The sequence below is a fragment of the Nocardioides exalbidus genome, from assembly GCF_900105585.1.
GTDB lineage: Bacteria > Actinomycetota > Actinomycetes > Propionibacteriales > Nocardioidaceae > Nocardioides > Nocardioides exalbidus.
In genome coordinates, this window is the sequence record NZ_FNRT01000002.1 from 824,774 (window position 1) to 850,092 (window position 25,319).

The 25,319-nt window shown below is 71.2% G+C and carries 26 protein-coding genes; 7 read left to right on the forward strand and 19 right to left on the reverse strand.

Going from position 1 to position 25,319, the window contains the following annotated elements; translation table 11 throughout:
* Positions 1 to 79: 79 nt before the first annotated feature.
* From BLV76_RS04325 to BLV76_RS04355, 7 genes are all read right to left on the reverse strand, one after another.
* Positions 80 to 1,561, reverse strand: a complete 1,482-nt coding sequence (locus BLV76_RS04325) for a sensor histidine kinase (protein ID WP_090968032.1) — start codon at positions 1,559 to 1,561, stop codon at positions 80 to 82.
* 174 nt (positions 1,562 to 1,735) lie between these two features.
* Positions 1,736 to 2,038, reverse strand: coding sequence for a DUF1416 domain-containing protein (locus BLV76_RS04330; RefSeq protein ID WP_090968033.1), 303 nt, complete (start codon positions 2,036 to 2,038; stop codon positions 1,736 to 1,738).
* Entirely contained in the window at positions 2,038 to 2,886 is an 849-nt protein-coding gene (locus BLV76_RS04335) for a sulfurtransferase (protein ID WP_090968034.1), read from the reverse strand. Before BLV76_RS04335 ends, BLV76_RS04330 begins: the two co-directional genes overlap by 1 nt.
* Before the next feature lie 53 nt (positions 2,887 to 2,939).
* A complete protein-coding gene (locus tag BLV76_RS04340; protein ID WP_090968035.1) occupies positions 2,940 to 3,407 on the reverse strand; it encodes a DUF4395 domain-containing protein in 468 nt (155 codons plus the stop codon).
* A gap of 283 nt (positions 3,408 to 3,690) precedes the next feature.
* The gene (locus BLV76_RS04345) at positions 3,691 to 4,152 is read right to left on the reverse strand and encodes a TlpA family protein disulfide reductase (protein ID WP_090968036.1); all 462 of its coding nucleotides are present in this window, start codon (positions 4,150 to 4,152) and stop codon (positions 3,691 to 3,693) included.
* Between the two features lie 107 nt (positions 4,153 to 4,259).
* Positions 4,260 to 6,419 (reverse strand): hypothetical protein, encoded by a 2,160-nt coding sequence (locus BLV76_RS04350; RefSeq protein WP_090968037.1) that lies wholly within the window; start codon positions 6,417 to 6,419, stop codon positions 4,260 to 4,262.
* A 103-nt stretch (positions 6,420 to 6,522) separates the two neighbouring features.
* A complete protein-coding gene (locus BLV76_RS04355; protein ID WP_090968038.1) occupies positions 6,523 to 6,819 on the reverse strand; it encodes a MoaD/ThiS family protein in 297 nt (98 codons plus the stop codon).
* Between the two features lie 58 nt (positions 6,820 to 6,877).
* On the opposite strand from BLV76_RS04355, the gene BLV76_RS04360 reads away from it, so the two are divergent.
* Positions 6,878 to 7,600, forward strand: a complete 723-nt coding sequence (locus BLV76_RS04360) for a winged helix-turn-helix transcriptional regulator (RefSeq protein ID WP_090968039.1) — start codon at positions 6,878 to 6,880, stop codon at positions 7,598 to 7,600.
* A gap of 3 nt (positions 7,601 to 7,603) precedes the next feature.
* Here BLV76_RS04360 and BLV76_RS04365 read toward each other — a convergent pair whose 3' ends face one another.
* Entirely contained in the window at positions 7,604 to 9,592 is a 1,989-nt protein-coding gene (locus tag BLV76_RS04365; RefSeq protein ID WP_139306479.1) for a M48 family metallopeptidase, read from the reverse strand.
* A 108-nt stretch (positions 9,593 to 9,700) separates the two neighbouring features.
* Here BLV76_RS04365 and mshD point away from each other — a divergent pair, with 108 nt between their 5' ends.
* Complete coding sequence (mshD, locus tag BLV76_RS04370; protein ID WP_090968041.1) at positions 9,701 to 10,504, forward strand: mycothiol synthase; 804 nt, start codon at positions 9,701 to 9,703, stop codon at positions 10,502 to 10,504.
* Here mshD and ygfZ read toward each other — a convergent pair whose 3' ends face one another.
* Genes ygfZ through BLV76_RS04385 form a run of 3 tightly spaced genes read right to left on the reverse strand, consistent with a single transcriptional unit; the run spans position 10,505 to position 12,381 of the window.
* Positions 10,505 to 11,440 carry a CAF17-like 4Fe-4S cluster assembly/insertion protein YgfZ gene (gene ygfZ, locus BLV76_RS04375; RefSeq protein ID WP_090968042.1) on the reverse strand — a complete coding sequence of 312 codons (936 nt, stop codon included), beginning with the start codon at positions 11,438 to 11,440 and terminating at the stop codon, positions 10,505 to 10,507.
* 10 nt (positions 11,441 to 11,450) lie between these two features.
* The gene (locus BLV76_RS04380; RefSeq protein WP_090968043.1) at positions 11,451 to 11,882 is read right to left on the reverse strand and encodes a Fur family transcriptional regulator; all 432 of its coding nucleotides are present in this window, start codon (positions 11,880 to 11,882) and stop codon (positions 11,451 to 11,453) included.
* A gap of 4 nt (positions 11,883 to 11,886) precedes the next feature.
* Positions 11,887 to 12,381: a heme-binding beta-barrel domain-containing protein gene (locus BLV76_RS04385; RefSeq protein ID WP_090972306.1), complete on the reverse strand. Its 495-nt coding sequence runs from the start codon at positions 12,379 to 12,381 to the stop codon at positions 11,887 to 11,889.
* Positions 12,382 to 12,404: 23 nt separating this feature from the next.
* On the opposite strand from BLV76_RS04385, the gene BLV76_RS04390 reads away from it, so the two are divergent.
* The 4 genes from BLV76_RS04390 to BLV76_RS04405 all read left to right on the forward strand — a co-directional run bounded on the left by BLV76_RS04390 (position 12,405) and on the right by BLV76_RS04405 (position 16,810).
* Entirely contained in the window at positions 12,405 to 12,767 is a 363-nt protein-coding gene (locus tag BLV76_RS04390) for a DsrE family protein (protein ID WP_090968044.1), read from the forward strand.
* 46 nt (positions 12,768 to 12,813) lie between these two features.
* Positions 12,814 to 14,997, forward strand: coding sequence for an RNA degradosome polyphosphate kinase (locus tag BLV76_RS04395; RefSeq protein WP_090968045.1), 2,184 nt, complete (start codon positions 12,814 to 12,816; stop codon positions 14,995 to 14,997).
* Between the two features lie 195 nt (positions 14,998 to 15,192).
* Entirely contained in the window at positions 15,193 to 15,810 is a 618-nt protein-coding gene (locus BLV76_RS04400; RefSeq protein WP_090968046.1) for a DUF47 domain-containing protein, read from the forward strand.
* Positions 15,811 to 15,814: 4 nt separating this feature from the next.
* On the forward strand, positions 15,815 to 16,810 hold the full coding sequence (locus BLV76_RS04405) for an inorganic phosphate transporter (protein WP_090968047.1): 996 nt from the start codon (positions 15,815 to 15,817) through the stop codon (positions 16,808 to 16,810).
* Between the two features lie 224 nt (positions 16,811 to 17,034).
* On the opposite strand, the gene BLV76_RS04410 is transcribed toward BLV76_RS04405, so the two are convergent.
* The 6 genes from BLV76_RS04410 to BLV76_RS04435 form a co-directional block, all read right to left on the reverse strand.
* Positions 17,035 to 18,003, reverse strand: a complete 969-nt coding sequence (locus tag BLV76_RS04410; RefSeq protein ID WP_139306480.1) for a DUF559 domain-containing protein — start codon at positions 18,001 to 18,003, stop codon at positions 17,035 to 17,037.
* 363 nt (positions 18,004 to 18,366) lie between these two features.
* Complete coding sequence (gene pstB, locus BLV76_RS04415) at positions 18,367 to 19,146, reverse strand: phosphate ABC transporter ATP-binding protein PstB (RefSeq protein ID WP_090968049.1); 780 nt, start codon at positions 19,144 to 19,146, stop codon at positions 18,367 to 18,369.
* Between the two features lie 40 nt (positions 19,147 to 19,186).
* Entirely contained in the window at positions 19,187 to 20,278 is a 1,092-nt protein-coding gene (gene pstA / locus BLV76_RS04420) for a phosphate ABC transporter permease PstA (RefSeq protein ID WP_090968050.1), read from the reverse strand.
* 70 nt (positions 20,279 to 20,348) lie between these two features.
* Positions 20,349 to 21,290: a phosphate ABC transporter permease subunit PstC gene (pstC, locus tag BLV76_RS04425; RefSeq protein ID WP_090968051.1), complete on the reverse strand. Its 942-nt coding sequence runs from the start codon at positions 21,288 to 21,290 to the stop codon at positions 20,349 to 20,351.
* 102 nt (positions 21,291 to 21,392) lie between these two features.
* Positions 21,393 to 22,520 (reverse strand): phosphate ABC transporter substrate-binding protein PstS, encoded by a 1,128-nt coding sequence (gene pstS, locus BLV76_RS04430; protein WP_090968052.1) that lies wholly within the window; start codon positions 22,518 to 22,520, stop codon positions 21,393 to 21,395.
* Positions 22,521 to 22,726: 206 nt separating this feature from the next.
* Positions 22,727 to 23,584 (reverse strand): NUDIX hydrolase, encoded by an 858-nt coding sequence (locus BLV76_RS04435; RefSeq protein WP_090968053.1) that lies wholly within the window; start codon positions 23,582 to 23,584, stop codon positions 22,727 to 22,729.
* Between the two features lie 44 nt (positions 23,585 to 23,628).
* Between BLV76_RS04435 and BLV76_RS04440 the strand changes: the two genes are divergently transcribed.
* Positions 23,629 to 24,675, forward strand: a complete 1,047-nt coding sequence (locus BLV76_RS04440; protein ID WP_139306481.1) for a hypothetical protein — start codon at positions 23,629 to 23,631, stop codon at positions 24,673 to 24,675.
* 23 nt (positions 24,676 to 24,698) lie between these two features.
* Here BLV76_RS04440 and BLV76_RS22405 read toward each other — a convergent pair whose 3' ends face one another.
* Positions 24,699 to 24,860, reverse strand: coding sequence for a hypothetical protein (locus BLV76_RS22405; protein WP_175539570.1), 162 nt, complete (start codon positions 24,858 to 24,860; stop codon positions 24,699 to 24,701).
* A 192-nt stretch (positions 24,861 to 25,052) separates the two neighbouring features.
* On the reverse strand, positions 25,053 to 25,256 hold the full coding sequence (locus BLV76_RS04445) for a cold-shock protein (RefSeq protein ID WP_045548871.1): 204 nt from the start codon (positions 25,254 to 25,256) through the stop codon (positions 25,053 to 25,055).
* Between the last annotated feature and the right edge of the window lie 63 nt (positions 25,257 to 25,319).

The window sequence follows — 25,319 nt, forward strand, 5'->3', positions numbered from 1 at the left end:
CTCGCACGTGTGGACCAGCCCGGTGTGCGGGCGCGCTCGAGCCCCGCCACGCCGGTCGGCGAGGCGGAGGAACCGCAGGTCAGCGCGGCAGGACGACGGAGACGGTGGTGCCCGCGGCGGGAGCGCTCTCGAGGTTCACCGCACCCCCGTGGGCCTCCACGATGGTCCGCACGATGGCGAGACCCAGACCTGCGCCGGGAGCCTGGTCGCGGAGCGCGTTCGCGCCCCGGAAGAAGCGGTCGAAGACGTGCGGCAGGTCGTCCGGGGCGATGCCGTCGCCGGTGTCGGCGACCGACACCACGACCTTGTCGGCCTCCGCAGCGACGCTCACCGTCACCTCGCCGTCGCGCGGGGTGTAGAGGACGGCGTTGGCGAGCAGGTTGTCGACGACGTGGCGCATCCGCATGCCGTCGGCCACGACGGGCACCGACTCGGGCTGCACCAGCGTGAGGCGTACGCCGGCGCGCTCGGCGTCGGGCGCGGCCGACTCGACCGCCTCGGTGATCGTGGTCGCGAGGTCGAGCCGGTAGAAATCGACCAGCGTCGACCCGGCTGTCGCCCGGGTGGCGAGGAGCAGATCGGCGACGAGGTGGGAGAGCCGCAGGACGTTGCGGCGGACCGCCACGACCTGCTGCCGGCCGTCCTCGGAGACGTCGTCGGACTCCTCGAGCAGCTCGAGGTAGGCCAGCGCCGACGTCAGCGGCGTCCGGAGCTCGTGGGACACGGTCGAGACGAAGTCGTCCTTGACCTTCTCGGCCCGGATCTTGTCGGTGACGTCCTGGTAGGCCAGCGCGGCACCCGCGTGGGCGCCGAAGCGGTCGCGCACGGAGCGGGCCGAGACGGAGACGGCACGGCGCGTCTGCGGGTCCTCGCCGACCCAGAGGAGGAGGTCGTCGAACTCCTCCCCGGCGACGGCTCGGACGGTCGGCATCTCCTCCGACGTCAGCAGGCGGGCCTGCTCCTCGTCGTAGAGGAAGCCGAGCTGGCCGACCCGGCCGAGGTGGCCGTCGGGGAAGGCCAACGCCATGAACTCGCTGTGCCGGTGGTTGTAGCCCTGGTAGGCGCCGTCGGCGTCGAGGAGGAGCAGGCCGACCGCGACCGAGTCGAAGACGGCCTCGGCCTTGCGGCGCTCGGACTCGATCGCCTCCTCGGCGGCGTCGAGGCGCTCGACGAAGGCGTGCCGCTCGGTGAGGTCGGCGATCTGGGAGATGAAGTGGATCGGGGTGCCGTCGGGGTCGCGGAGCAGCGCCACCGAGAGGTCGCCGATCAGGGTCGTGCCGTCCGCGCAGACGTAGCGCTTGGTGATCCGGTAGGAGCCGATCTCGCCCGACAGGCACTGGTCGACGAGCCGCAGGTCGCTCGCGAGGTCGTCGGAGTGGGTGATGTCGTGGAAGCTGAGGGTGGCCATGACGTCGGGGTCGTAGCCGAGCATGTCGCACAGGGCGACGTTGGCGAACTGGAAGTGCCCGTCGGGCGACACGATCGCCATCCCGACCGGGGAGTGCTCGACCGTCAGGCGCCAGAGGTCGTCCGTGGGGAGCGCACGCGTCGTCACGGACACGGCACACCTCCTACGCTCCTCGGCACGCTCGTCGGCCGCTACCCAACGGTACGAGCCACCGCGACGGCACTGCCCCGCCTTGGGAGGATTCGTGGGGAAAATGCGGCAAACGCCTCCCGCGCACGAGGCGCGGGAGGCGTTTGCTTGACGGTCCTGTGAGACTCGGGCCGGTCGTCAGGCCGAGACGAGCACCTGCACCTCGGCGACGGAGCCGGTGGTGGCCACGACGCGCGTGTCGACCGGCTCGGCCTTCGGCGCGAGCGTGCGCAGCGTCCACTCACCGTCGCCGGCGAAGAACCGGAAGTGCCCGGTCGCCGAGGTCGGGACCTCGGCGGTGAACTCGCCGGAGCGGTCGAGCAGCCGGACGTAGGCGTTCGGCACCGGCTCCTGGCCCCGGAGGACCTGGCCCTGGATCACGGCCTCCTTGGCGACGTTGACGCCGTCGAGCGAGAGCCCGCCCTCAGTCGCGCCGCACATCAGGCCTCGCCAGCCTCGTCGCCGAGGGCGACCGGGACGCCGACGAGCGAGCCGTACTCGGTCCACGAGCCGTCGTAGTTCTTCACGTTGTCCTGGCCGAGGAGCTCCTTGAGCACGAACCAGGTGTGCGAGGAGCGCTCGCCGATGCGGCAGTAGGCGATGGTGTCCTTGCTCCAGTCGACGCCGGCATCGGTGTAGATGGCCTTGAGCTCGTCGTCGGACTTGAAGGTGCCGTCGTCGTTCGCGGCCTTGCTCCACGGCACGCTCGCGGCGGTCGGGATGTGGCCGGCGCGCTGGGCCTGCTCCTGCGGGAGGTGGGCCGGGGCGAGGAGGCGACCGGCGTACTCGTCGGGGCTGCGCACGTCGACCAGGTTCTGGGTGCCGATCGCGGCGACGACCTCGTCGCGGAACGCGCGGATCGAGGAGTCCTGCTCGGTGGCGGTGTACGACGTCGCGGCACGCGTGGGCAGCTCGGAGACGAGCTCGCGGGAGTCGAGCTCCCACTTCTTGCGGCCGCCGTCGAGCAGCTTGACGTCCTGGTGGCCGTAGAGCTTGAAGTACCAGTAGGCGTAGGCGGCGAACCAGTTGTTGTTGCCGCCGTAGAGGACGACGGTGTCGTCGTTGGACACGCCGCGCTCGGAGAGGAGCGCCTCGAACTGCTCCTTGTTGACGAAGTCGCGGCGGACCTGGTCCTGGAGGTCGGTCGTCCAGTCGAGCTTGATGGCGCCCTTGATGTGGCCCTTGTCGTAGGCAGTGGTGTCCTCGTCGACCTCGACGAGGACGATGCCGTCGGTGTCGAGGTTGTCCTCGACCCACTGGGCGGTGACGAGAGAGGTCTCGCGGCTCATGGTTGGTGTGCTCCTTGCTGGTGGTGAACAGGTGTGGACGTCAGGTGGGGACGTCAGGCGGTGACGCGTCGGAGAAGCAGGTAGACCTCGCATCCCAGGCAGAAGGCGAAGACGGCGTTGAGGAGGGCGGCGACGAGCGCGAGCCCGACGGCCACCTGGCCCACGACGGTGGCTCCGGCGAGGAGGGCGACCAGCCCGACGAGCGCGAAGGCGAGGCCGACGCCCTGCGCGAAGCGCGGGGGCTGCGGGTCCTCCCACTCGGTCGGCGGCGCGAGGCGCGGCCGGACGAGGGTCCGGAAGAGCCAGGCGTGCGGCGTGTGCTGGACGCCGCGCACCGCACCGATGGCGAACAGGACGGCCTGCACGGCGAGCACCGCGGTGCTGGCCGGCGCCGGCAGGAGCAGCACGGCGACCAGCACGACGGCGGTCAGCGCTGCGGCGAGCTGCGGGCCGCGCGGGTCGATGCGACCCGCCGGCGGGCTGACGGCACCGGACGCGGTGTGGCTGGTGGTGGTGGACATGTCTCTCCTGAGGTCGGTCGGCGCGGCACGTGGCCGGGCGCGCCGGGACGTCGCCCGGCGCCGGGTCCTTCCCGCGAGCATAGTCCAGTTGATTGATGGACTTTGTTGCTCAGGTCAGCGGGGGACCGCTACGACATTCGACACAGCGCGGAGCGCACGCGGCAGTGGTCGACTGCGCGTCGCTTCGTGAGCATGGTCGAGGACATGGGGACGACAGTAGGCGGTCGCCACATCGCCGTCATGGTTCGTCTCACGATGTGAGCCTGCCATCCATATCGTGAGATCAGACCTGCGCCAGGGCGGTCAGGACCTGGTCACGGGTGGGCGCACCGGTGGCCCGGGTGACCTCGGCACCACCCGCGTCGAGCACCAGGGTGGTCGGGGTGCGCAGGATGCCGAAGGCGCGCGTCGCCTCGAGGTGGTGCTCGGCGTCGACCTCGACGTGAGCGACCCCGTCGACGAGACCGGTCACCTCGTCGAGCACCCGTCGGGTCGCCCGGCACGGAGCGCAGAACGCGCTGGAGAACTGCAGCAGCGTCGCCCGCTCCCCCAGCGTCGCGCCCACGGCTGCGACGAGGTCGGCGGCCGGCGCGGGGGTGGGGTCCGCCTGCTCGTGGCCGTCGTCGGCACCGGGACGTCGTACGACGTGGGTGCCGCGGAAGCGGCCGTCGGTCGCAGCACGCCACAGCCCGAAGCCCGCGGCGAGCACGACGGCGACGACGGCGATCCAGGCTCCGGTGCTCACGTGGGTCCCAACGACGACCGGTCAGCGGATGTTCCGCGCCGCAGGCCCCACGGGACGCGACGAGGCCCCGGGAGCTCGTCCCGGGGCCTCGCGGTGCTGCGGTCAGGTCAGCGCTTGACCTTGACCTTCTGCGTCAGGTCGCCGGAGCCGACCTTGCCCTTGCCCTTCAGCGAGAACACGAGCGTGTGCTTGCCCTTGCCGAGCGGCTTGGAGAAGCGGACGGTGCCCGTGCCGTTCTTGATCGTGGCCTTGCCGATCTTCTTGAGCTTGTCGTCACCGTTCTTCCTGGTGCCGACGACGTCGTAGACCACGACCGAGGCCTTGACCTTCTTGGCCTTCAGCGACTTCACCTTGAGGGTGAGCGCGGCCGAGCGGGCCGAGACCTTCGCCTTCAGCCTGGGCTGGAGGCCCACCTTCGCGCTCGCCCTGGTGAGCGCCTGGCCCTGTGCGAAGCCGGCGTCGTTGGTCACCCGCGCGGTGATCTTCTTGCCGAGGTGCTTCTTGGTGACCTTCAGCGAGGTGCCGGTGGCGACGACCTTGCCGCCCACGAGCCACTCGAAGGTGAAGCGCGACGCGGCCTGGGTGTTCCAGCGGCCGGCATCGACCCGCAGCGTCTTGCCGACCCAGGCGTCGCCGAGGATCTCGGGTCGGTCGACCGCCTTGACGTCCTTCGACAGCGAGGCGGAGATGCCGGTGACCACCTGGCCCGGCTTCACGGTGATCGCCGTCGCGTCCTCCGGCAGTGCGTTCTTCCACCACTCGGTGACGTGCAGGTAGGCGCCGAAGGCGACGGTGTACTGACCCGCCCACAGGTTGCGCTCGTCGTAGCTGCCGTCGATCTCCGGACCTGCCGAACGGACGGCCCGGTTGTCGCTGTCGGTGAAGGTCACGAACGTGTCGTCCGGCACGCCACCCGCGTCGCTGGTCACGCTGCCGCTCACGCCGCCGGCGACCGGCAGCGTGAAGTCGACGGTGCCCGACGTCGCAGTGACGGTCGTCGCGGTGGCGAAGTCGAGCTTGTTGCCCGACCACGTGGTGCGGCGCGAGAAGTCGCCCTCCTCACGCGGCTGCTCCGGACCGCCGTCGCCGTCGGTGCCGTCTACCTCGATCTTGAACTGGGTCGCGCCACCGATCCGGTCGAGCTCGGTGAAGAAGTACTGACCGGCCCGGTTGCTGTAGGTCGAGGCCACGAGCTCGGAGTCGCGGAAGTCCGCGGTCGCGGTGTAGAGACGGACCGGGTAGCCGACGCCGACGGCGCCGAGCTCGTCGCGGACCGTGCCGCTCACGTCGACGCCGGTCGGTGCGACGACCGGGGCAGCGGCCAGCGCGGCGTCGATGCCGGTGACGGCCTGTCCCGGCGCGACCACGACGGGCGTGGCGGTGCTGAAGGTCGACGCGTTGTTCCAGTACTCACCGATGAACTCGCCGATCGGGTCGCGGAAGGTCACCGTCTGCGTGCCGGTCCGGGCGCCCTCGATGAGGTAGACGCCGTTGCCGTCGGTCCAGTCGCAACCCCCGGTGCTGGTGCACGCCTCGACCCGGTGGATCGGCGCGCCGAACTCGGTCGTGACGCGGCCGGAGATGCTGCCGCCCGGAGCCAGCGTGACGACGCCGAGGTCGGCGCCCGCTGCGGTCGGGGTGACGACGTCGGCGGCGTCGATCGAGATCTTGTCGTTGAACCACTCCGAGGCGAGGCTCTTGCGCGTGCGGCTGTCGTAGCCCCTGAAGAACAGCTTGACCGGCACGTCCTCCGAGACGCGGAAGGCACCCGAGCGGTCGGCCGTCTCCTGTCCGAGCGAGGTCCCCGTGGCGGCGTCGTACACCTCGACGGTGGCGGGGACGCCGCGCCCGTCGGCCGTGCGGACCACACCGGTCACGCTGGGGCTGCGGTCCACCGTCCAGGGCGCGAGGACCTGGCCGGCACCGGCGACCGTGACGACGTCGGCGGTCTCCTCGGTGGCCTTGTCGCGGTACCACTCGCCGGCGTAGGCGCTGGAGTCGAACTCGAGCTTGTAGGACCCGTCGGCCAGCGGCAGGTCGAAGGCCCCGTTGGTGAAGGAGTCGCTGGTGACGTACGTGCCGTCGAGGGTGTAGGCGGTGACGTAGCCGGTGGCGTAGTTGCCGTTCGGGTCGATCACGCTGCCACTGACCACGACGGCGGCGTGGGCGGGTGCGACCAGGCCGACCGACATCCCGGCGACGGCCACCGAGGCGGCGACCCCGCCGGCGACGAGGCGCGCGACGGCGCCTCTGGTGGATGAACTCATGTACTGACTCCCCGTGGTGACGAATGCCGGCCCGCGATGAGCCGGCAGGTCAGGGATCCCCTGACGTGAGGAGATCAAACCTCATCGGCCCCACGAGTCGTGCTCAGCCCCCAGCGAAGGGAGGGAGCAGCTCCACCACCGCCCCGGGAGGTACGACGACCGCTGCCGGGTCGCGCGACCCGACGGGCTGGTCGCCGAGGAGCACCGAGCAGGCGGCCACGGTGCGGGCCATCCGGTCGCCGGGATGGCGGTCCAGCACCTGCTCGACCAGGGCGGCGAGGGTGAGCCCGCCGGACGCCTCGAAGGAGTCGTCCGGGACACCGGCGGCAGCCCGCGCGCCGGCCCAGTAGCGGACTGTGATCGTCCCAACACCGTGATCCCGGTCAGCAGGCGTGCTCATGCGGGATATCCTTCACCATCCCCGGGCACCACCCCACCGGCAGACAGGAGGCCTCGCCATGAGCTCGCTCTTGCTGCTCACGGGCGCCCTCCAGCCGTCCGCCGAGGTGCTGCCCGGCCTCGCGCTCCTCGCGCACACCGTGAAGATCCTGCCCGCGCAGGGAAGCGCGCTGCTCGACGCTCCGGAGGCCGACCTCGTGCTGGTCGACGGCCGCCAGGACCTCGCGGCCGCCCGCGACCTGTGCCGGCTGATCCGCACGACCGGCGCCGACGCGCCCGTCCTGCTCGTGGTCACCGAGGGCGGTCTCGCCGTCGTCGCGCACGACTGGGGCATGGACGACGTGGTGCTCCACACCTGCGGCCCCGCTGAGCTCGACGCCCGGATCCGGCTCGCCATCGGGCGCAGCAGCGCCGCGAGCGCGGAGGACCCGTCCGCCCACGTGATCCACCGCGGCGAGGTCGTCGTCGACGACGCCACCTACACCGCCCGCATCGGCGGCCGCGCGCTCGACCTCACCTACAAGGAGTTCGAGCTCCTGAAGTACCTCGCCCAGCACCCGGGCCGCGTCTTCAGCCGCGAGCAGCTGCTCCAGGAGGTCTGGGGCTACGACTACTTCGGCGGCACCCGCACCGTCGACGTCCACGTGCGGCGCCTGCGCGCCAAGCTCGGGACCGAGCACGAGCACCACATCGGCACGGTCCGCAACGTCGGCTACCGGTTCGTCGTGCCCAGCCGCGACAAGGACTCCGAGGACGTCTCCGAGCACTCCACCTCGGCCTGATCCTCAGCCCGCCTGCGTCCGGGCGTCGCGGTGCACGACCTGCGAGGGCTCCCGGCCTGCGCGGTCGTCGGCGACCTCCTGCTGCTCCGACTCCCGGTCGCGGGACTCGCCGGACGCCTGGTCGGGGACCTCTCCGGAGTCCTGGCCCCGGTCCCGGGCCGTGAGCGCCTCGACCACGTCGCCGGCCACCGCCTCGACGCGGTACGACGTCGCCCGCCCCTCGCGGCGGACCACCAGCCGTGCCGGGTCGCCGTCGACGTGCTCGACGTGCTCGACCGCGTCCCAGGGGACGACCGTCGCCTCGGGGTCGCTCAGGAGCGCGAGCCCGCTGGTCCGCACCGAACGGGCCAGCACCTGCTGCGGGTCCGTGCGGCGGCCGAGCGGGGGGATCGCGACGAGCTCGCGCAGGCCGATCCGGCGCACGACGAGACCCGCCTCGGTGACGTGGACGACCCGGGGGCTCCAGCGCAGCTTCTGGCGCACGACGAGGACGGACAGCACCTGCGGGCCGGTCGGGCCGATGACCACGCTGCTGACGACGGGGTTCCAGGTGCCGGAGATGCCCTCGGCGCGCAGCACCTTGAGCAGCCACTCGGCCTGCCTCGGGACGCCGACCACGCCCTGGACCAGCTCGGCCACGTCGACCTCGGTGCCGGTCTCGTCGACGATCACGTCCGTGCGGTTCCAGCGCAGCGCATGGGTGGTGTGGCCCGCGCTGACCAGGGCCGTGCGCACGAGTGCGCCCAGGGCCTCGACGAGCGTGGCCTCGGTGGCCTCGCCCTCGCCCCCCAGCGCTGCCGCGAGCTCGGGTGCTCGCTCGGAGCCGACGAGGCGGAGCACGACGCTGAGGTCGACGGCACCCGTCGTGATCGCGTCGGCCGCGGCCCGGAGCGCCACCGCCCGCTCCTCGTCGCGACGCCGGTTGCCGAACAGCACGGCCTTCTCCCACGTGACCGGTGCGAGCCCGCCGGCGCGGGCGTGGTGCGCCTCGACCCGGCCGATCGCGGCGGACGGGTCGACGAGCAGCAGCAGGGCCGGGTCGTCGCCCGCCGGTGTGTCGACGTCGGCCGTGAACTGCTCGATGCGGGCGATCCGCGTGGCGGTCGGCGGGTGCGTGTCGAGCGGGGACGGCCGCTCGTCGGCGACGATGCGCCCGGCGTCGACCTGCTCGACCTCCGGGTCGGACAGGAAGGACGCGTAGCCGGGGAACAACCCGCGCGGCACCATCCCCGCTGCGGTCCCGATGGAGCCGTAGTCGCGGTCGAAGGTGGCCCAGGTCGCCGCGGTGACCGCGGTGGCCCGGAGCGCGGACACGCCGGCCAGTCGTCCGCTGAGCTCCGCGGCCCAGCGGTCGGCGTCGAGCTCCTGGCCACGCCAGAGCGCGCGGACCACGCGCGAGTAGACCGCGAGGTGCGCGCGGAACAGCCAGCCGAGCACGTGCCGCGGACCGAGGCCGTCGGTCACCTCGACCAGGGCCAGCAGCCCGCGGCGGCTGAGCCCGGACAGGGCGACGTGCCGCTGGCTGTGGTGACCCAGCTCGTGACCCAGCACCCACACGAGCTCGGCGCGCGTGAGCGTCTGGAGCAGGGGTACGCCGATGTGGAGGGTGCGGGTGCCCGCCCCCAGGCCGAGCGACCGGGAGTCCTCGGTCACCCCCACCACGGCGTCGACGACGAGGCGGATCTCGTCGGGCGCGCGGGTGCCGACGCCCTCCGCCGTCTTGCTCACGAGCGCCCAGAGCTCGGGCTCGGCCATCAGCGGGACGGGCATCCCGTCGGGCGCCACCGGGGTCGACCGCAGGATCCGCACGAGCGCGAGGACCAGTGGGACGACGACGACCGTGACGACGACACCGACGACCACGCCGAGCGGGCTGCCCGTGCGCGCCACCCACGCGACGACGGCCACGAGGGCGCCGAGCAACAGCGCTGCGAGCACGAAGAGGCCGGCGAGCAGCGCCGCAGCGGCGGTCGCGCGCAGTCGTGCCAGCATCCCGAGTCCCCTTGTCGTCCTCTTCAAGCACATCCATGCTCCCCGAGCAACGGCCCGCGCGGGCCATTTCTGCGGAATCGATGGGACGGGGGTCGCTAGGGTCGTCGCGTGGACCGGGTCATCGAGATCGCTGACGAGGCGGCCGCCGCCGACGGGGCCGACCCGCTCGACGAGGCGGCACGCATGGCCCTCGCCGACGGCACGGCCGACGCGCTGGTGGAGGACGACGCCTTCGCGCTCCTCCACGACGGCGACCTGTCGCTCGTCGTGCGCCCGACGGCCCGGGGCCGGGGCCTCGGGTCAGCCCTGCTCGCGCGCGCCTCGTCGTCGTACGGCACCGGGCTGACGGCGTGGTCGCACGGCAACCACCCCGCCGCCGCCGCGCTCGCCGCGAGCCACGGCTGGGAGCGCGTGCGCGACCTGTGGGTGATGCGCCGGCCGGCCTCGACCCCGCTGCCGCCCCTGGACGTGCCGGACGGCGTGACCGTGCGGTCCTACCGCGACAGCGACGCCGCGGACGTGGTCGCGGTCAACGCGGCCGCCTTCGCCCACCACCCCGAGCAGGGGTCGATGGACCTGGCCAACCTGGCTCGGCGGATGGCCGAGCCGTGGTTCGACCCCGCCGGCCTGCTCGTCGCCGAGGACGCGAGCGGGATGCTCGGCTTCCACTGGACCAAGCCGCACGACGGCCGGCTCGGCGAGGTCTACGTGGTCGGTGTCGCGCCGGCCGCGCAGGGCCGCGGGCTCGGCAAGGTGCTCACCCTGGCCGGGCTCCACCACCTCGCCGGGCTCGGCGTCGAGGAGGTCCTGCTCTACGTCGAGGCCGACAACGCCCCGGCTGTCGCGGTCTACTCACGCCTCGGCTTCGCGCATGCTCCCGCCGACACGCACGTGCAGTACGCCCAGCCCTGATCAGCGCAGCGGGCGCACGTGGAGGCCCACCTCGGGGTCGACGACGACCTCCTGGGCGGCCGGCATCTCGTCGACCGTGAGGGCGGCGTCGACGGGCACGTTGCGCTTGACCACCGCGAGGGCGATCGGGCCGAGCTCGTGGTGGCGGGCGCTGGAGCCGACGAAACCGATGTCGCGGCCGTCGTGGGACACGGGCGATCCGGCCGGGGGCAGACGGTTCTCCGAGCCGTCGAGGTGCAGCAGCACCAGCCGGCGCGGCGGCCGGCCGAGCGTGTGGACGCGCGCGACGGTCTCCTGGCCGCGGTAGCAGCCCTTGTCGAGGTGCACGGCCGCGCCGATCCAGCCGACCTCGTTGGGGATGGTGCGGTGGTCGGTGTCGAGGCCGAGGCGCGGCTCGCCGCGCTCGATCCGGAGGGCCTCGAAGGCCCACAGCCCGGCAGCCGGGCCGGCGGCGTCGGCGTACGCCTCGAGCCTGTCGCGCGGAACCAGGTCGTAGCGACCCGGTCCGTCGCCCGGACGCCACATCACGGCGAGGTCGTCGACGAGCTCGATCTCGACGCGCGTCATGAACTTCATCCGCTCGAGCCACTCGACCAGGGCGGGGCCGGCGCCGGGCTCGGTGTGGGCGGTGAAGGCCTCGCCGTCGTCGACGCCGGCGAAGGCGTGCTCGACGTGGCCCTGGGGGCTCAGCACCAGGGCCTGCGTCCAGGTGCCGGGCGCGAGACCCTCGAAGTACTGGGTGGTGAGGTTGTGCAGCCACGAGAGCCGGTCGGGACCGGAGATGCGGAGGACGTCGCGGTGGGAGAGGTCGACGAACCCCTCGCCCCGGGCGAGGCTGCGCTGCTCGGTGTTGAAGGAGCCGTAGTGCGCGGCCACGGGCGCGTCGATGCCGTCTCCGGCGACGGCGCCCGGCAGGGACATCAGGGGGCTTGCCATGCCCTCGAGTCTAGGTCGCGTCCGTCTGCGGGTCCGGGGCGCAGTCCGTGCACTCGCCGAAGACAGCGAGGTGGCCGACGTCCATGGTGAAGCCGTCGGCCGCCAGCGCCGCGACCAGGGGCGCGACGAGCTCGGGGCCGTAGGACCGCACCTTCTGGCAGCGGCGGCAGACCACGTGGACGTGCTCGTGCTCGAGGGTGGAGTGGTACGTCGGAGCGCGGTCGCTGAGGTGCGTGTGGCGCACCAGCCCGAGCTCCTCGAGCACCTCCAGCGTGCGGTAGACGGTGGAGGCGTTGACCGAGCTGACCTGCTCACGGACGTGGCACAGCACCTCGTCGGGGGTCGCGTGCCGCAGCTCCTCCACGGCGCGCAGGATCAGCTGGCGCTGCGGGGTGAGCCGGAGGCCCTGCTCGCGCAGCCGGGACGCGAGGTCGTCGCTCACGGGGTCACGCCCGTTGGAGGCGGGCCCAGGTGTGCGGCTGGAGCTCCTGGCCCTGACCCGCCATGTCGTAGGCGTAGAGCAGGTCGCCGTCCACGTTGCCGTACATCCGCGACCCGGCCGTGACCTCCTTGGCGGTCTCGGTGAAGGAGACGCCGGCGGTGTGCATCTCGACCTTGCCGCCGTCGGCAGCGCCGTACCAGACCTCCGCGAAGCCGGTGTTGTGCGCGAGGAGGAACTCGACCTTGCCGGGCTCGGGGCAGCGCAGGAAGCCCGACTCCATCGCCGCGTCGCGGACGAACTCGCCCTCCTCGTCGACGATCCACGCGCGCGACATGTAGTGGAAGAACGGGCGGCCGTCGTGGGTGAAGATCAGCTCCTGGCCGAACTGGAACTTCTCGATCGTCGGGTAGTCGCCGTGGCCGTTGCCGCGCCACGTGCCGAGGAGCCAGGCGACGGGGCCGCAGTTGGGGTGCAGGTTGTCCGGCAGCTCGAAGGGCATGCCCGCCATTCTAGGGTGAGCCCATGGCTCGTTCACTGGTCGTCAAGGTCACCTGCGGCTCGGACGACGCCGAGCGCTGCAACCAGGCCTTCACGGTGGCCGCGGCAGCGGCCGCGGCAGGCGCCGAGGTGTCGCTCTGGCTCACCGGCGAGGCGGCCTGGTTCGGGGTGCCCGGACGTGCGGAGTCGTTCGCGCTCGACCTCGCGACGCCGCTCGACCAGCTGATGGCGGCCGTCCTGACCTCCGGCACGATCACCGTCTGCTCGCAGTGCGCGGCGCGGCGCGGGATCACCGAGGGCGACCTCCGCGACGGCGTGACGATCGCCGGTGCGGCGGTGTTCGCCGAGCAGGTGCTCGGCGACGGCGTGCAGGCGCTCGTCTACTGACGTCCGACGTCATCTGACGTTCACCTGACGGTGCGACACTGACGGCATGTCCGACCCGGCCACCACCCTCGTCAGCGCCGCCTCCCCGTCCGTCGAGGAGGGACCGGGCGACCAGCCCTTCCCCGGGCACCCGAGCGAGACGTTCGACGTCGAGCCGCCCTACACGCCCGACGCCGCCGCGATCGAGGCCGTGGAGAAGTTCGAGGACCGCTTCATCGACCGTGAGGTCTCCTGGGTCCGCTTCAACCAGCGCGTGCTCGAGCTGGCCGAGGACCCCGACCTGCCGCTGCTCGAGCGGGCGCGGTTCCTCGCCATCTTCGCCAGCAACCTCGACGAGTTCTTCATGGTCCGGGTGGCCGGCCTCAAGCGCCGCATCGCGGCCGGGGTCGCCGTCCGCGCAGCGAGCGGGCTCATGCCGCGCGAGCAGATCGAGCAGCTGTGGTCCGACAGCCGCTCGTTGATGGAGCGGCACGCGAAGGCGTTCACCGACCTGCTCCCCGAGCTCGGCAGCCAGGGCATCGAGATCGTCAGGTGGGACGAGCTCGACCGTGAGGAGCAGAAGGTCTGCAAGAAGCTCTTCAAGGACCGGATCTTCCCGGTCCTCACCCCCCTCGCCGTCGACCCCGCCCACCCCTTCCCCTACATCTCCGGGCTGTCGCTCAACCTCGCGGTCGTCGTACGACACCCGGGGACCGGCACCGAGCACTTCGCGCGCGTGAAGGTGCCGCCGACGTTCGGCCGCTTCGTCGGGCTGGGCAACCAGCGCTTCGTGCCGATCGAGGACGTCATCGGCGAGCACCTCAAGAAGCTCTTCCCCGGCATGGACGTGCTGGGCGCGCACACCTTCCGGGTCACCCGCAACGAGGACCTCGAGGTCGAGGAGGACGACGCGGAGAACCTGCTCAAGGCCCTCGAGAAGGAGCTCCAGCGGCGTCGCTTCGGGCCGCCGGTGCGCCTCGAGGTCGAGCAGTCGATCGACCCCAAGGTCCTCGAGCTGCTGGTCTCCGAGCTGGGCGTGGGCATGGACGAGGTGGTGCCGCTCCCCGGCCCGCTCGACCTCACCGGCCTCCACTCCATCGCCGACCTGCCCCGCGACGACCTGAAGTACGCCGCCTTCCTGCCCTCGACGCACCCGAGCCTCGCCGAGGTCGAGTCGTCCTCGCCCGTCGACGTCTTCGACTCCGTCTCGCGCCACGACGTGCTGCTGCACCACCCCTACGACTCGTTCGCGACGTCGGTGCAGCGCTTCCTGGAGCAGGCGGCGGCCGACCCGCACGTTCTCGCGATCAAGCAGACGCTCTACCGCACGTCCGGGGACAGCCCGATCATCGAGGCGCTGATCGACGCCGCCGAGGCCGGCAAGCAGGTGCTGGTGGTCGTCGAGATCAAGGCCCGCTTCGACGAGCAGGCCAACATCCGCTGGGCGCGCAAGCTCGAGCAGGCCGGCTGCCACGTCGTCTACGGCCTCGTCGGGCTGAAGACCCACTGCAAGCTCTCGATGGTCGTGCGCGACGAGCCCGAGGGGATCCGCCGCTACGTCCACCTCGGCACCGGCAACTACAACCCCAAGACCGCGCGCGTCTACGAGGACCTCGGCCTCCTGACGGCGAACCAGGAGATCGGCGAGGACGTCGCCCTCCTGTTCAACAACCTCTCCGGGATCAGCCGCAATCGCACCTACGACCACCTGCTCGTCGCCCCGCACAGCGTGCGCGAGGGCCTGGTCGCGCAGATCCACCAGGAGATCGCCCACCACCAGGCCGGCCGCACGGCGGGCATCCGGATCAAGGCGAACTCGGTGGTCGACGAGGCGGTGATCGACGCGCTCTACCTCGCCTCGCAGGCCGGCGTGCGCGTCGAGCTGGTCATCCGCGGCATCTGCGCGTTGCGACCCGGCGTACCCGGCCTCTCCGAGACCGTCCGCGTCCGCTCGATCCTGGGTCGCTTCCTCGAGCACAGCCGCGTCTTCTGGTTCGAGAACGACGGCGACCCGGCCGCGTGGATCGGCTCGGCCGACATGATGCACCGCAACCTCGACCGTCGCGTGGAGGTGCTCGTACGTCTGCGCGACCCGCGGGTGGTGGCCCAGGTCGGCGAGCTGCTCGACCTCGCGCTCGACGACGCGACGACCGGGTGGGACCTCGGCGCCGACGGGGAGTGGACGCTGCACAGCGGCGAGTGCAACCTGCACGACGAGCTGATCGCGCGCCAGCGCGGCCGGCGCCGCTGACCGCTCCTCCGCGCACCTGAGGCGCGTCCCAGGCGTGCGTGCGGCGCGTGTTCCGTGCGACACGCCGGGCGACACGCCGAGCGGTGAACCCGTTCCGAGGGGTCCCGGAGCACCTGCGAGCCGCGACTTGCACGTCCGGGCGAGCGACCCCCTACTCTATTTCCCGGTTCACCCGCCCCCCGTTCGGAGTTCACCGTGCGTTTCAGGTTCCGCCCTGTCGACAGCTCGTTCTACGACCTCTTCAGCGAAGCCGCTGCCCACCTGGTCGTCGGCGCCCAGCTTCTCAGCGAGATGCTGGCCGACGGCGCCCCGCGCGCCGACATCGCCCAGCGCATGCGCGAGGCCGAGCACGCCGCCGACGAGACGACCCACTCGATCATCCGCCGGGTCAACAGCACCTTCGTGACCCCGTTCGACCGCGAGGACATCTACTCCCTCGCCTCGGCGCTCGACGACGTGATGGACATGATGGACGAGGCCGTCGACATGATCCTCCTCTACGAGGTCACGTGGCTCCCCTCCGAGACGACCGAGCAGGTCGAGGTGCTGCAGCGCTGCGCCGAGCTCACCGCCGCCGCCATGCCGAAGCTCGAGTCGATGGGCGCCCTGGACGAGTACTGGATCGAGATCAACCGGCTCGAGAACACCGGCGACAAGTCCTACCGCCGGATCCTCGCCAACCTCTTCAGCGGGGACCACAAGGCCCTCGAGGTCATGAAGCTCAAGGACATCGTCGAGTCGCTCGAGGGGGCGATCGACGCGTTCGAGAAGGTCGCCAACATCGTGGAGCAGATCGCCGTCAAGGAGTCCTGACTCCATGGAGCTCGGCATCATCATCGCCGTCGTCGTCGTCGCCCTCGTGTTCGACTACACCAACGGCTTCCACGACGCGGCCAACGCGATCGCCACCTCCGTCTCGACCGGCGCGCTCAAGCCGCGCGTCGCGCTCGCGATGGCGGCGGTCATGAACTTCGTCGGGGCGTTCCTCGGCCAGAAGGTCGCCCACACGGTCTCCGACACGATCGACCCGGGTCCCGGCAGCCACGGCCTGGTGATCGTGATGTGCGGCCTCCTCGGTGCCATCACGTGGAACCTGATCACCTGGTACTACGGCCTGCCCTCGTCGTCCTCCCACGCGTTGATCGGCGGCCTCGTCGGCGCCGCCGTCGCGGCCGGAGCCACGGCCAACTGGGCGCTCGTGATCGAGAAGGTCGTCATCCCGATGTTCCTCTCGCCCGTGGTCGCCTTCACCCTCGGCTTCGCGCTGATGCTCGCGATCATGTGGATCTTCCGCCGGGCCAACCCCAGCAAGGCCCACCGCGGCTTCAAGGTCGCCCAGACCGTCTCGGCCGCCGCGATGGCGCTCGGTCACGGTCTGCAGGACGCCCAGAAGACGATGGGCGTCATCTTCCTCGCCCTGCTCACCGGGGGCTACGTCGCCGAGTCCGACGGCCTCCCGCTCTGGGTGATCCTGGCCGCCGCGACCGCGATCTCCCTCGGCACCTGGTCGGGCGGCTGGCGCATCATGCGCACCCTCGGCCGCCGCATCATCCACCTCGACCCGGCCCGCGGCTTCGCCGCCGAGTCGGTCGCGGCCTCGGTCCTCTACACGACGTCCTACGTCTTCGAGGCGCCGATCTCGACCACCCACACCATCACCTCCGCGGTCATGGGCGTCGGCGCCACCAAGCGCCTCTCCGCCGTCCGCTGGGGCGTCGCGAAGTCGATCCTCACCGCCTGGGTGCTCACCTTCCCGGCCGCCGCCGCGGCCGCCGCCCTCTGCTACACGGTCGCCCGCCTCTTCCTCCCCTGACCTCCGCTTCGCCGGATCTGTCATCCGAAGCGATACCGATGACGACCGGTCTGGATGACGGATCGGGCCACGCCGGATCCGTCATCCGAAGCGGCACCGATGACGACAGGTCTGCATGGCAGATCGGGCCACGCCGGATCCGTCATCCGAAGCGACACCGATGACCACCGGTCTGCATGACGGACGGGCGAGTACGACGGCGAGGTGCCCCTCGCAGGCCCCGGTCAGGCGGCGGCGGGCTCGCGCCGCGCCCAGCCCGCGTCGGTCAGGGCGCGCTCGATCTGGACGAAGAACTCGTCGGCTGCGACGCGCAGGCCGAGCACGGGGAGCCTGAGCACGGTGAGGTGCTCGAGTGTGACGTCGTTGTGGCGAAGGGCGTCCCCGACGATCTCCTCGGCCCAGGCGTGCTGGATGCCGTCGACCTCGACGACGACGCGCCATCGCTCCCACAGCACGTCGAGGTAGTAGCGACCGCGCGGACCCCGCCGCACCGCCTGTCGAGAGGGCTCGGGCAGACCCCGCGCCCGGCACTGACCTGCGAAGTCGAGCTCAGCAAGGCTGCGCACCCCGCCGACGAGATCGGTCACCACGTCCCGCACGAGACCCAGCCGAGGGGCCTTCCTGACCTGGAGGAGCGCCCGGCCGACCCGCTCGGCCGGCACGATGCCCTGCTGGACCACCATCGTCAGCAGCAGCGCCGCCTGGCGATCGCTCCGCGCCCAGAGCGCCCCGCGAACGGCGGCGACCTCGGTGCGAGTCCGCGCCGGCCCTGGACCGGCGTACAGGTCGTCCTCCCGCCAGCGGCGCGTCTGTCGGACGTCGACCAGCCTGTCCCGGAACACCCTGGCGCCGCGAGGGACCGAGACTCGGTGCCGGTCGACGTCGAAGCCCTCGAGTCCGGCCGCGATGAGCGACGACGCCCCGTCGAGCCTGGCGCGCGGGCCACCGGACAGCTGAGCGGCCCACAGCGCGGTCAGCGCGTCAATCGGTCCGGTGTGGAGGACGATGACGTGGCGACCGACCGTCTGCCAGCGCCCGGCCCGCACGTTGGCCCGTACCTCCGCCCTGGTCAACCCGGCGGCGTACAGCTGCCGGCGGGACACCGCACTCGCCTGCCCCTCGCCGATGTCCGTCGCGCGGCGGCGACGTGCGTCGCGGGCGGACGCGGTGCGGGGCTTAGGTCGAGCGCTCATCCGAGCAGACTGACCTCGGGTCGACCACGTCGCACGCGGCCCGGTTCGTCGGTGTGGATGACCAGCCCGGGCACGGCCCTGTGGACACTTCGTGGCCCGCTGGTCGAGGCCGATCCGTCATCCTTTCCCGACGCCATCGATGCGAGAACGGATGACGGATCCGGGCACCGGCCGATCCGTCATCCTTTCCCGACGTCATCGATACGAGAACGGATGACGGATCCGGGCACCGGGCGATCCGTCATCCAGAGGCGACCCGATGGCTTCGGGTTCGGATGACGGACCCGTCGGAGCGGCGGCGGCGCAGGACGACGAACGGCCGGGCAACCCCATGCTGCCCGGCCGACGACGAAGGGGTGCTGCTCAGCCGAAGCGGCCGGAGATGTAGGCCTCAGTGGCCTCGTTGTCCGGGTTGGCGAACATCTTCTGGGTCGAGTTGAACTCCACCAGGTGGCCGGGCTGGCCGGCGGCCTTGAGGTTGAAGAAGCCGGTCTCGTCGGAGACGCGGGCCGCCTGCTGCATGTTGTGGGTGACGATGACGATCGTGTACTCGGACTTCAGCTCGTGGATGAGGTCCTCGATGGCCGACGTCGAGATCGGGTCGAGCGCGGAGCACGGCTCGTCCATCAGCAGGACCTCGGGCTGGACCGCGATCGCGCGCGCGATGCACAGGCGCTGCTGCTGGCCGCCGGAGAGGCCCATGCCGGGCTTGCCGAGGCGGTCCTTGACCTCGTTCCAGAGGTTGGCGCCCTTGAGCGAGCGCTCGACGATCTCGTCGGCCTCCGCCTTCTTCATCTTCTTCGAGTTGAGCCGGTTGCCGGCCAAAATGTTGTCGTAGATCGACATCGTCGGGAACGGGTTCGGGCGCTGGAAGACCATGCCGATCTGGCGGCGTACGGCGACCGGGTCGACCGCGGAGTCGTAGAGCGACTGGCCGTCGACCATCACCTTGCCCTCCACGCGGGCACCGGGGATGACCTCGTGCATCCGGTTGAGGGAGCGGAGGAACGTCGACTTGCCACAGCCCGACGGGCCGATGAAGGCGGTGACCGAGCGCGCCTTGATGGTCATGCTGACGCCCTGCACGGCGAGGAAGTCGCCGTAGTAGATGTCGAGGTCGTCGACGGTGATGCTCTTGGCCATGGGAGTGAGTCTCTCTTGTCTTTCCGGAGTTCGGGCGGGCTCAGTGGCCGGTCTTGGGGGCGAAGATCCTGCCGATGATGCGTGCGGCGAGGTTGAGCACCATCACGATCACGATCAGCACGAGTGCACCGCCCCACGCGATCTCGATGCCGGGCGGCGTGCCGCCGGGCGTCTCGGCGATGCCGGGGTTCGCGTTCTGCGTGTAGATGAGCACCGGGAGCGTGGTCATGCGGCCGTCGAACACGTTGAAGTTGGTGCGGGTCGTCAGGCCGGCGATCAGCAGCAGCGGCGCGGTCTCGCCGACCACGCGGGCGATCGACAGTGTCACGCCGGTGACGATGCCACCCAGGGCGGTCGGCAGCACCACCTTGACGATCGTGCGCCACTTCGGCACGCCCAGGGCGTACGCCGCCTCCCGCAGCTCGCCGGGCACGAGCCGCAGCATCTCCTCGGTCGAGCGGACCACGATGGGGATCATCAGCAGTGCCAGCGCCACCGAGCCGCCGATGCCCACACGGGTCGACGGGCCGAACAGGAGGATGAAGAGCGCGAAGGCGAACAGGCCGGCGACGATCGAGGGGATGCCGGTCATGACGTCGACGAGGAAGGTGATCCAGCGCGCGAGGCGCTTGCCCTTGCCGTACTCGATCAGGTAGATCGCCGCCATGATGCCGATCGGCACCGAGATGAGGGCCGCGAACAGCGTGATCAGCAGCGTGCCGATCAGCGCGTGGTAGATGCCCACCTCCTGGTCGAGGCTGGTGCGGTACATCGAGAAGGTCAGGAAGGTCGAGTTGATCGCCGGCAGCCCCCGGTCGACCACGGTCCACAGGAGCGAGACCAGCGGCACGATCGCGACCAGGCAGGCCGCCCAGACGAGTCCGGTGACGGCCCGGTCGGCCGCACCGCGGCGTCCCTCCACGACGCGCGACCAGAGGGGCAGCGCGACCAGGTAGACGAGGCCGGTGAGGAGCGCCCAGGCGACGACGCCCCAGCCGAGGAGGAGGACGGGGAGGGCGGCGGCGGCGACCGACACGACGGCGACCAGGTAGGGCGCGAACCGCGGCAGCCTCGCGGCGGTGAAGGAGACCGGCTCGGAGCGCGGCCGGACGGGAGCAGTCGTGGTGCTCATGACCGGGGTCCCCTCGAAGTTGTCGGGCGGTGGAGCGAAGCGGGGGAGACCGAGAAGTTCGTGGGGTGGTTCATCGAGCCAGCTTCCTCTCGTTGCGGGTGACGATCCATCGGGCCGCGAAGTTGACCAGGAAGGTCACCAGGAACAGCACGAGGCCGGTCGCGATCAGCACCTGGATCTTGCCCGGGGTGCCCTCCTTGTAGTTGGAGGCGATGTTGGACGCGATCGACGCGGGGTTGCTGCTCGAGATCAGGTTGAACGAGATGCCGCCGCCGGCGGAGAGCACCATGGCGACGGCCATCGTCTCGCCGAGCGCGCGGCCCAGGCCGAGCATCACGGCGGACACCATGCCGGAGCGCGCGTAGGGGAAGACGGCCATCTTCACCATCTCCCACCGGGTCGCGCCAAGGGCGAGCGCCGCCTCCTCGTGCAGGCGCGGCGTCTGGGAGAACACCTCGCGCGAGATCGCGGTGATGATCGGGATGATCATGATCGCCAGCACGAGGCCGGCGGTGAGGATCGTACGACCGGTGCCCGAGGCGGGTCCGGCGAAGAACGGCAGCCAGCCCATGTTCTCGTCGAGCCAGACGTAGACCGGCTTGAGCTGCGGTGCCAGCACGCTGATGCCCCACAGGCCGAACACGACCGACGGGACGGCGGCCAGCAGGTCGATCACGTAGGCGATCGGGGTGGCGACCCGCTTGGGCGCGTAGTGGCTGACCACCAGCGCGATGCCCCAGGCGAGGGGCACGGCGACGATGAGCGCGATGACGGCAGCGAGCACCGTGCCGAACAGCAGCGGCGCGACGTAGCCGGCGAAGTTGGTGGCGTCGCCGTAGAACTCGGCGGGCTTGGCCAGGCCGGGGATGCCCTCGATGGCCAGGAAGATGAAGACCCCTGCCAGCGCGACCAGGATGGCGATCCCGGCGGCCAGCGCGAAGCCGGAGAAGACCCTGTCGCCGACCCGGGCCTTGGCCTGGCCGGTGTCCTCAGCAACAACGGTGGTTGCCACTCGCTACCTCACTCAGTCGTTTCATGCGTCGGTGCGGCGGGCCGGTTGCCCGACCCGCCGCACTCGGCGTTGGGTGGTCGGAGCGCGCTCCGACCCATGGAATCAGCCCGCGGTGATCGCGTCCACGATGGACTGCGCACGCTCGGCGACCGAGGAGGACAGCGGCGCGGAGCCGGCCTCGTCGGACGCGGCCTGCTGGCCCTCGTCGGACACGATGTAGGACAGGTAGCCCTTCACCAGGTCGGCCTCGGCCTGGTCCTCGTAGGTCTGGCAGGCGATGAGGTAGCTCAGCAGGACGACCGGGTAGGCGCCCGCCTCGGTCGAGGTGCGGTCGATGTCGACGGCCATGTCGACGTCGGCGCGACCCTCGGCGGCCGGGGAGGTCTCCACGACGATCGCGGCGCCCTCGGCGGACGGGGCGACGTACTCCTCGCCGACCTTGACCGAGACGACGGACAGGTCGCCGACCTGGCTCTCGTCGGCGTAGCCGATGGTGCCGGTGCCGCCGGAGACGGCCGAGATGACACCGGAGGTGCCCTCAGCGGCCTCGCCACCCTTGACCGGGAAGGCGTCCTCGGCCTCGTAGGACCACGACGAGCTGGCCTTGCCGAGGTAGTCGGTGAAGTTCTTCGTGGTGCCCGAGTCGTCCGAGCGGTGCACGGGGGTGATGGCCGTGTCCGGGAGGTCGGCGTCGGGGTTCTGGTCGGCGATCGCCGGGTCGTTCCACTTCGTGATCTTGTTGTCGAAGATCTGGGCGATCGTGTCGGCGTCCAGGTTGAGGGAGTCGACACCCTCGAGGTTGAACGCCACGGCGATCGGGGAGACGTAGGCCGGGACCTCGATCGGGTCGCTGCCGCCGCACCGCTCCTTGGCGGCGCTGAGCTCGCCCTCGTCGTCGTTGAGGTAGGAGTCGGAGCCAGCGAAGCTGACGCCGCCGCTGATGAAGTTCGTGCGCCCGTCGCCGGAGCCGACCGGGTCGTAGTTGACGGTCACGTTGCCGTCGTTCATGCCCTGGAAGCCGGTGGCCCAGGCGCCCTGGGCCTTCTCCTGCGAGGAGGCGCCGGCGCCGTTGAGGTCACCGGACAGGCCGCCCGAGGTGTCGCTCGAGCCGCTGCTCGAGTCGGAGCCGGAGTCCGACTCGTTGCCCGCGCCACACGCGGTGAGGGAGATCGAGAGGGCGAGGACGGCCACGCTGGGGGCGAGCGCCTTGCGGAAAGAAGTGCGGTTCACTTCGAGTGCTCCTGGGAAGTCTGATGAGTGCTGACACGAGTGAAGGTAGGCACGTCAGGAGAACGAGCACGGCGCCGTCGGTGAACGCACGATGAACTCGATCAGGCCGGATGACGTCGGGCACCCGTAGGTGAGACGGCAATCACGTGAACTCGCCCGAGAGGCCTTGACGGCGGCGATGGAGGAGGTCTAGGAACCGTCCCCGCTCAGGGGTGCAGGACCTCGGTCGCCACGACCCGGCCCTTGCGGTGGTGCACCACCAGCATCGCACCCGGCTCCAGCTTCACGTCGGGCACCCGGAGGGCGTCGAGGACGGTCGGCAGCACGGGGCGGTGCGTGCACAGGACCGAGCTGGAGCCGGAGTCCATCAGCGCGTCGACCAGGTCGAGGATCCCCTCGGCGGACGCGTCCTCCTCGGTCAGGTCGTCGTACGTCTTCACCGGCCACCCGGTCGTGTCGACGTAGGGCGTCACCGTCTGCACGCAGCGCAGGCTGGAGGAGGTGTGGGCGGCGGTCACGTCGAAGGCGGCGAGCAGCGGCACGAGCCGCTGGGCCTGCGCCTCCCCGAGCTGGACGAGCGGGCGCTGCCGGTCGTCCTTCTTCCAGCCGCCCCGGGCACGCGCCTTGCCGTGGCGCAGCACGACGAGTGCGCGCGTCTTGCGCCGCAGCGGCTCGGCCTCGAGGAGGGTCTCGCGGTCGTGGGGGTAGGTGAGGCGGCGCATCGCGGCCTTCCACTCCACCCACTCGACCCGATCGATCTCGTCGTTGGGCCGGTAGCGGCTGACGTCGTCGCTGCCGACGACCCGCGCGACCCAGTAGTCGACGTGCTTCCAGCGACCGCCCGACAGGCGGTAGCGCTGGGGCGCCAGGGCGGGCCCGAGCCGGACGTCGAGCCCGGTCTCCTCCGCGACCTCGCGCACCGCAGCGGCGACCACGTGCTCGCCCGGGTCGAGCTTGCCCTTGGGGAACGACCAGTCGTCGTACTTCGGCCGGTGCACGAGCAGCACCTCACCGCCCTTGCGGGTCACCACGGCACCAGCAGCGCGCACGTCGCGGGGCTCCATGGAAGTAGTGTCACACCCATTCCCGACCCCTGAGGAGACCACCCGTGCCACGACGTGCCGTGCTGGCCCTCGTGGCCGTCCTGGTGGTGGTCGTCGGGGGACTCGTCGTGTGGCGCTCGAGCCAGTCGACGACCGCACTCAGCCACGCCCTCGAGCTCGCGCCCGCGGGCACCAGCCGGTCCTCGTGGACGGACTGGGAGGGCGTACGCCGTGAGGTGGGCGCCGAGGTCGACGCGAGCTCGTCGGCCGACGACGTGGACGCGTTCGTGGCCGACGCCTTCGGGGCCGACCTCACCTCGATGTCCGCGCTGGGCACCTCGGCCGGGACGATGCAGGAAGAGCTCGGCCTCTCCCCCGCCACGATCTCGTGGGAGCTGCTGGCGCAGTCGGGCGACGGGGCCGTCGAGCTGATGGGTGTCGGCGACGACGTGGACCTCGACGACGTCGCCGACCGCCTCGACGGGCTGGGCTGGACCAGGCCGGACGACGACGACGACGTGTGGGTCGGCGGGACCACCGTGCTGGCGAGCGTCGGCGCGCTCACGCCGGAGCTCCAGCACTTCGCGCTGCTGCGCGACCGCGGCATCGTGATGGCCTCCGACCAGGCGGCGTTCCTCGAGCAGGCCGTCGAGGTCGCGAAGGGCGACGCGGACGGAGCCGGCGACCTCGCCGGGCTCGCCGCAGGGCTCGAGGACCCGGTCGCCGCGGCGGTCTACAGCGGCGACTACGCCTGCGAGCACCTGGCGATGGCGCAGGCCGACGACGACGCGCAGGCCGAGGCGGACCAGCTCGTGGCGGCGGCAGGCGGCGTCCATCCCCTGACCGGCTTCGCCATGGGCCTGCTGCCGGACGGCGACGTGCGCGCGCTGCTGCAGGTGGAGGACTCCGACGACGCACCCGACGACGCCGACGCGCGAGCCGGGCTGGCATCTGGCCCGGCGCCCGGGCAGGGCGGGGACTTCGCCGACCGGTTCTCGCTGGAGGACGCGAGCGCGGAGGGCCGCGTGGTGACGCTGGACCTGCGTCCGCGCGAGGGCGAGTACGTGCTCTCGGACCTGACGAGCGGCCCGGTCCTGTTCGCCACCTGCTGACCGGGCCCGACTGGCGCGCGGCGTCAGTCGATGGGCTTGCGCGGGGTGACCCCGAGCAGCACGTCGATCTCCTCTTGGGAGAGGTGCTCCTCGGACTCGCTGGCGGCGATGATCAGGGTCGTGGTCAGCTCCACCTCGCTGAGGAGGTCGCCGTCCTCGAGGGTCACGTCGAACTGGTCGTGCATGTCACCCTCCTCCTGTCCGCCCCGGTCGGATCTTCCGACTCTAGGTGTTGTCGCCAAGTGTGACGCAGAGCCACGTCGGTGTGTATGACCCGAACGTGCTACTAGTCTGCCCCGAAATCGACTTCGACCCCAGCCCTCGGGGGATGGGGTCGAAGCCTTGATCAGATCTGGAACAGGTCCAGAGTCAGCCGATCAGAGCGGGCGGACGTTCTCCGCCTGCGGGCCCTTCGGACCCTGGGTGACGTCGAACTCGACCTTCTGGTTCTCGTCCAGCGACTTGTAGCCGTTGGTCTGGATGGCCGAGTAGTGCACGAAGACGTCGTCGCCGCCGTCCTCCTGCGCGATGAAGCCGAAACCCTTCTCGGCGTTGAACCACTTAACGGTGCCCTGAGCCATGATGCTCGTTACTCCTTTGTCGGGGCGAGAGCCGCCACCTCGGCGACCCACACCAGATGCGGT

What these genes read in the sequence shown, in the direction of transcription:
- BLV76_RS04435 (WP_090968053.1), bottom strand. Translation starts at nt 23,584, where the DNA reads ATGGAGCCCCGCGACGTGCGCGCTGCTGGTGCCGTGGTGACCCGCAAG.
- BLV76_RS04355 (WP_090968038.1), bottom strand. Translation starts at nt 6,819, where the DNA reads ATGAGCACGCCTGCTGACCGGGATCACGGTGTTGGGACGATCACAGTC.
- BLV76_RS04350 (WP_090968037.1), bottom strand. Translation starts at nt 6,419, where the DNA reads ATGAGTTCATCCACCAGAGGCGCCGTCGCGCGCCTCGTCGCCGGCGGG.
- BLV76_RS04330 (WP_090968033.1), bottom strand. Translation starts at nt 2,038, where the DNA reads ATGTGCGGCGCGACTGAGGGCGGGCTCTCGCTCGACGGCGTCAACGTC.
- BLV76_RS04395 (WP_090968045.1), top strand. Translation starts at nt 12,814, where the DNA reads ATGTCCGACCCGGCCACCACCCTCGTCAGCGCCGCCTCCCCGTCCGTC.
- BLV76_RS04410 (WP_139306480.1), bottom strand. Translation starts at nt 18,003, where the DNA reads ATGAGCGCTCGACCTAAGCCCCGCACCGCGTCCGCCCGCGACGCACGT.
- BLV76_RS04445 (WP_045548871.1), bottom strand. Translation starts at nt 25,256, where the DNA reads ATGGCTCAGGGCACCGTTAAGTGGTTCAACGCCGAGAAGGGTTTCGGC.
- ygfZ (WP_090968042.1), bottom strand. Translation starts at nt 11,440, where the DNA reads ATGGCAAGCCCCCTGATGTCCCTGCCGGGCGCCGTCGCCGGAGACGGC.
- pstB (WP_090968049.1), bottom strand. Translation starts at nt 19,146, where the DNA reads ATGGCCAAGAGCATCACCGTCGACGACCTCGACATCTACTACGGCGAC.
- BLV76_RS04340 (WP_090968035.1), bottom strand. Translation starts at nt 3,407, where the DNA reads ATGTCCACCACCACCAGCCACACCGCGTCCGGTGCCGTCAGCCCGCCG.
- BLV76_RS04405 (WP_090968047.1), top strand. Translation starts at nt 15,815, where the DNA reads ATGGAGCTCGGCATCATCATCGCCGTCGTCGTCGTCGCCCTCGTGTTC.
- pstA (WP_090968050.1), bottom strand. Translation starts at nt 20,278, where the DNA reads ATGAGCACCACGACTGCTCCCGTCCGGCCGCGCTCCGAGCCGGTCTCC.
- BLV76_RS04390 (WP_090968044.1), top strand. Translation starts at nt 12,405, where the DNA reads ATGGCTCGTTCACTGGTCGTCAAGGTCACCTGCGGCTCGGACGACGCC.
- BLV76_RS04385 (WP_090972306.1), bottom strand. Translation starts at nt 12,381, where the DNA reads ATGCCCTTCGAGCTGCCGGACAACCTGCACCCCAACTGCGGCCCCGTC.
- BLV76_RS04365 (WP_139306479.1), bottom strand. Translation starts at nt 9,592, where the DNA reads ATGCTGGCACGACTGCGCGCGACCGCCGCTGCGGCGCTGCTCGCCGGC.
- BLV76_RS04335 (WP_090968034.1), bottom strand. Translation starts at nt 2,886, where the DNA reads ATGAGCCGCGAGACCTCTCTCGTCACCGCCCAGTGGGTCGAGGACAAC.
- BLV76_RS22405 (WP_175539570.1), bottom strand. Translation starts at nt 24,860, where the DNA reads ATGCACGACCAGTTCGACGTGACCCTCGAGGACGGCGACCTCCTCAGC.
- BLV76_RS04360 (WP_090968039.1), top strand. Translation starts at nt 6,878, where the DNA reads ATGAGCTCGCTCTTGCTGCTCACGGGCGCCCTCCAGCCGTCCGCCGAG.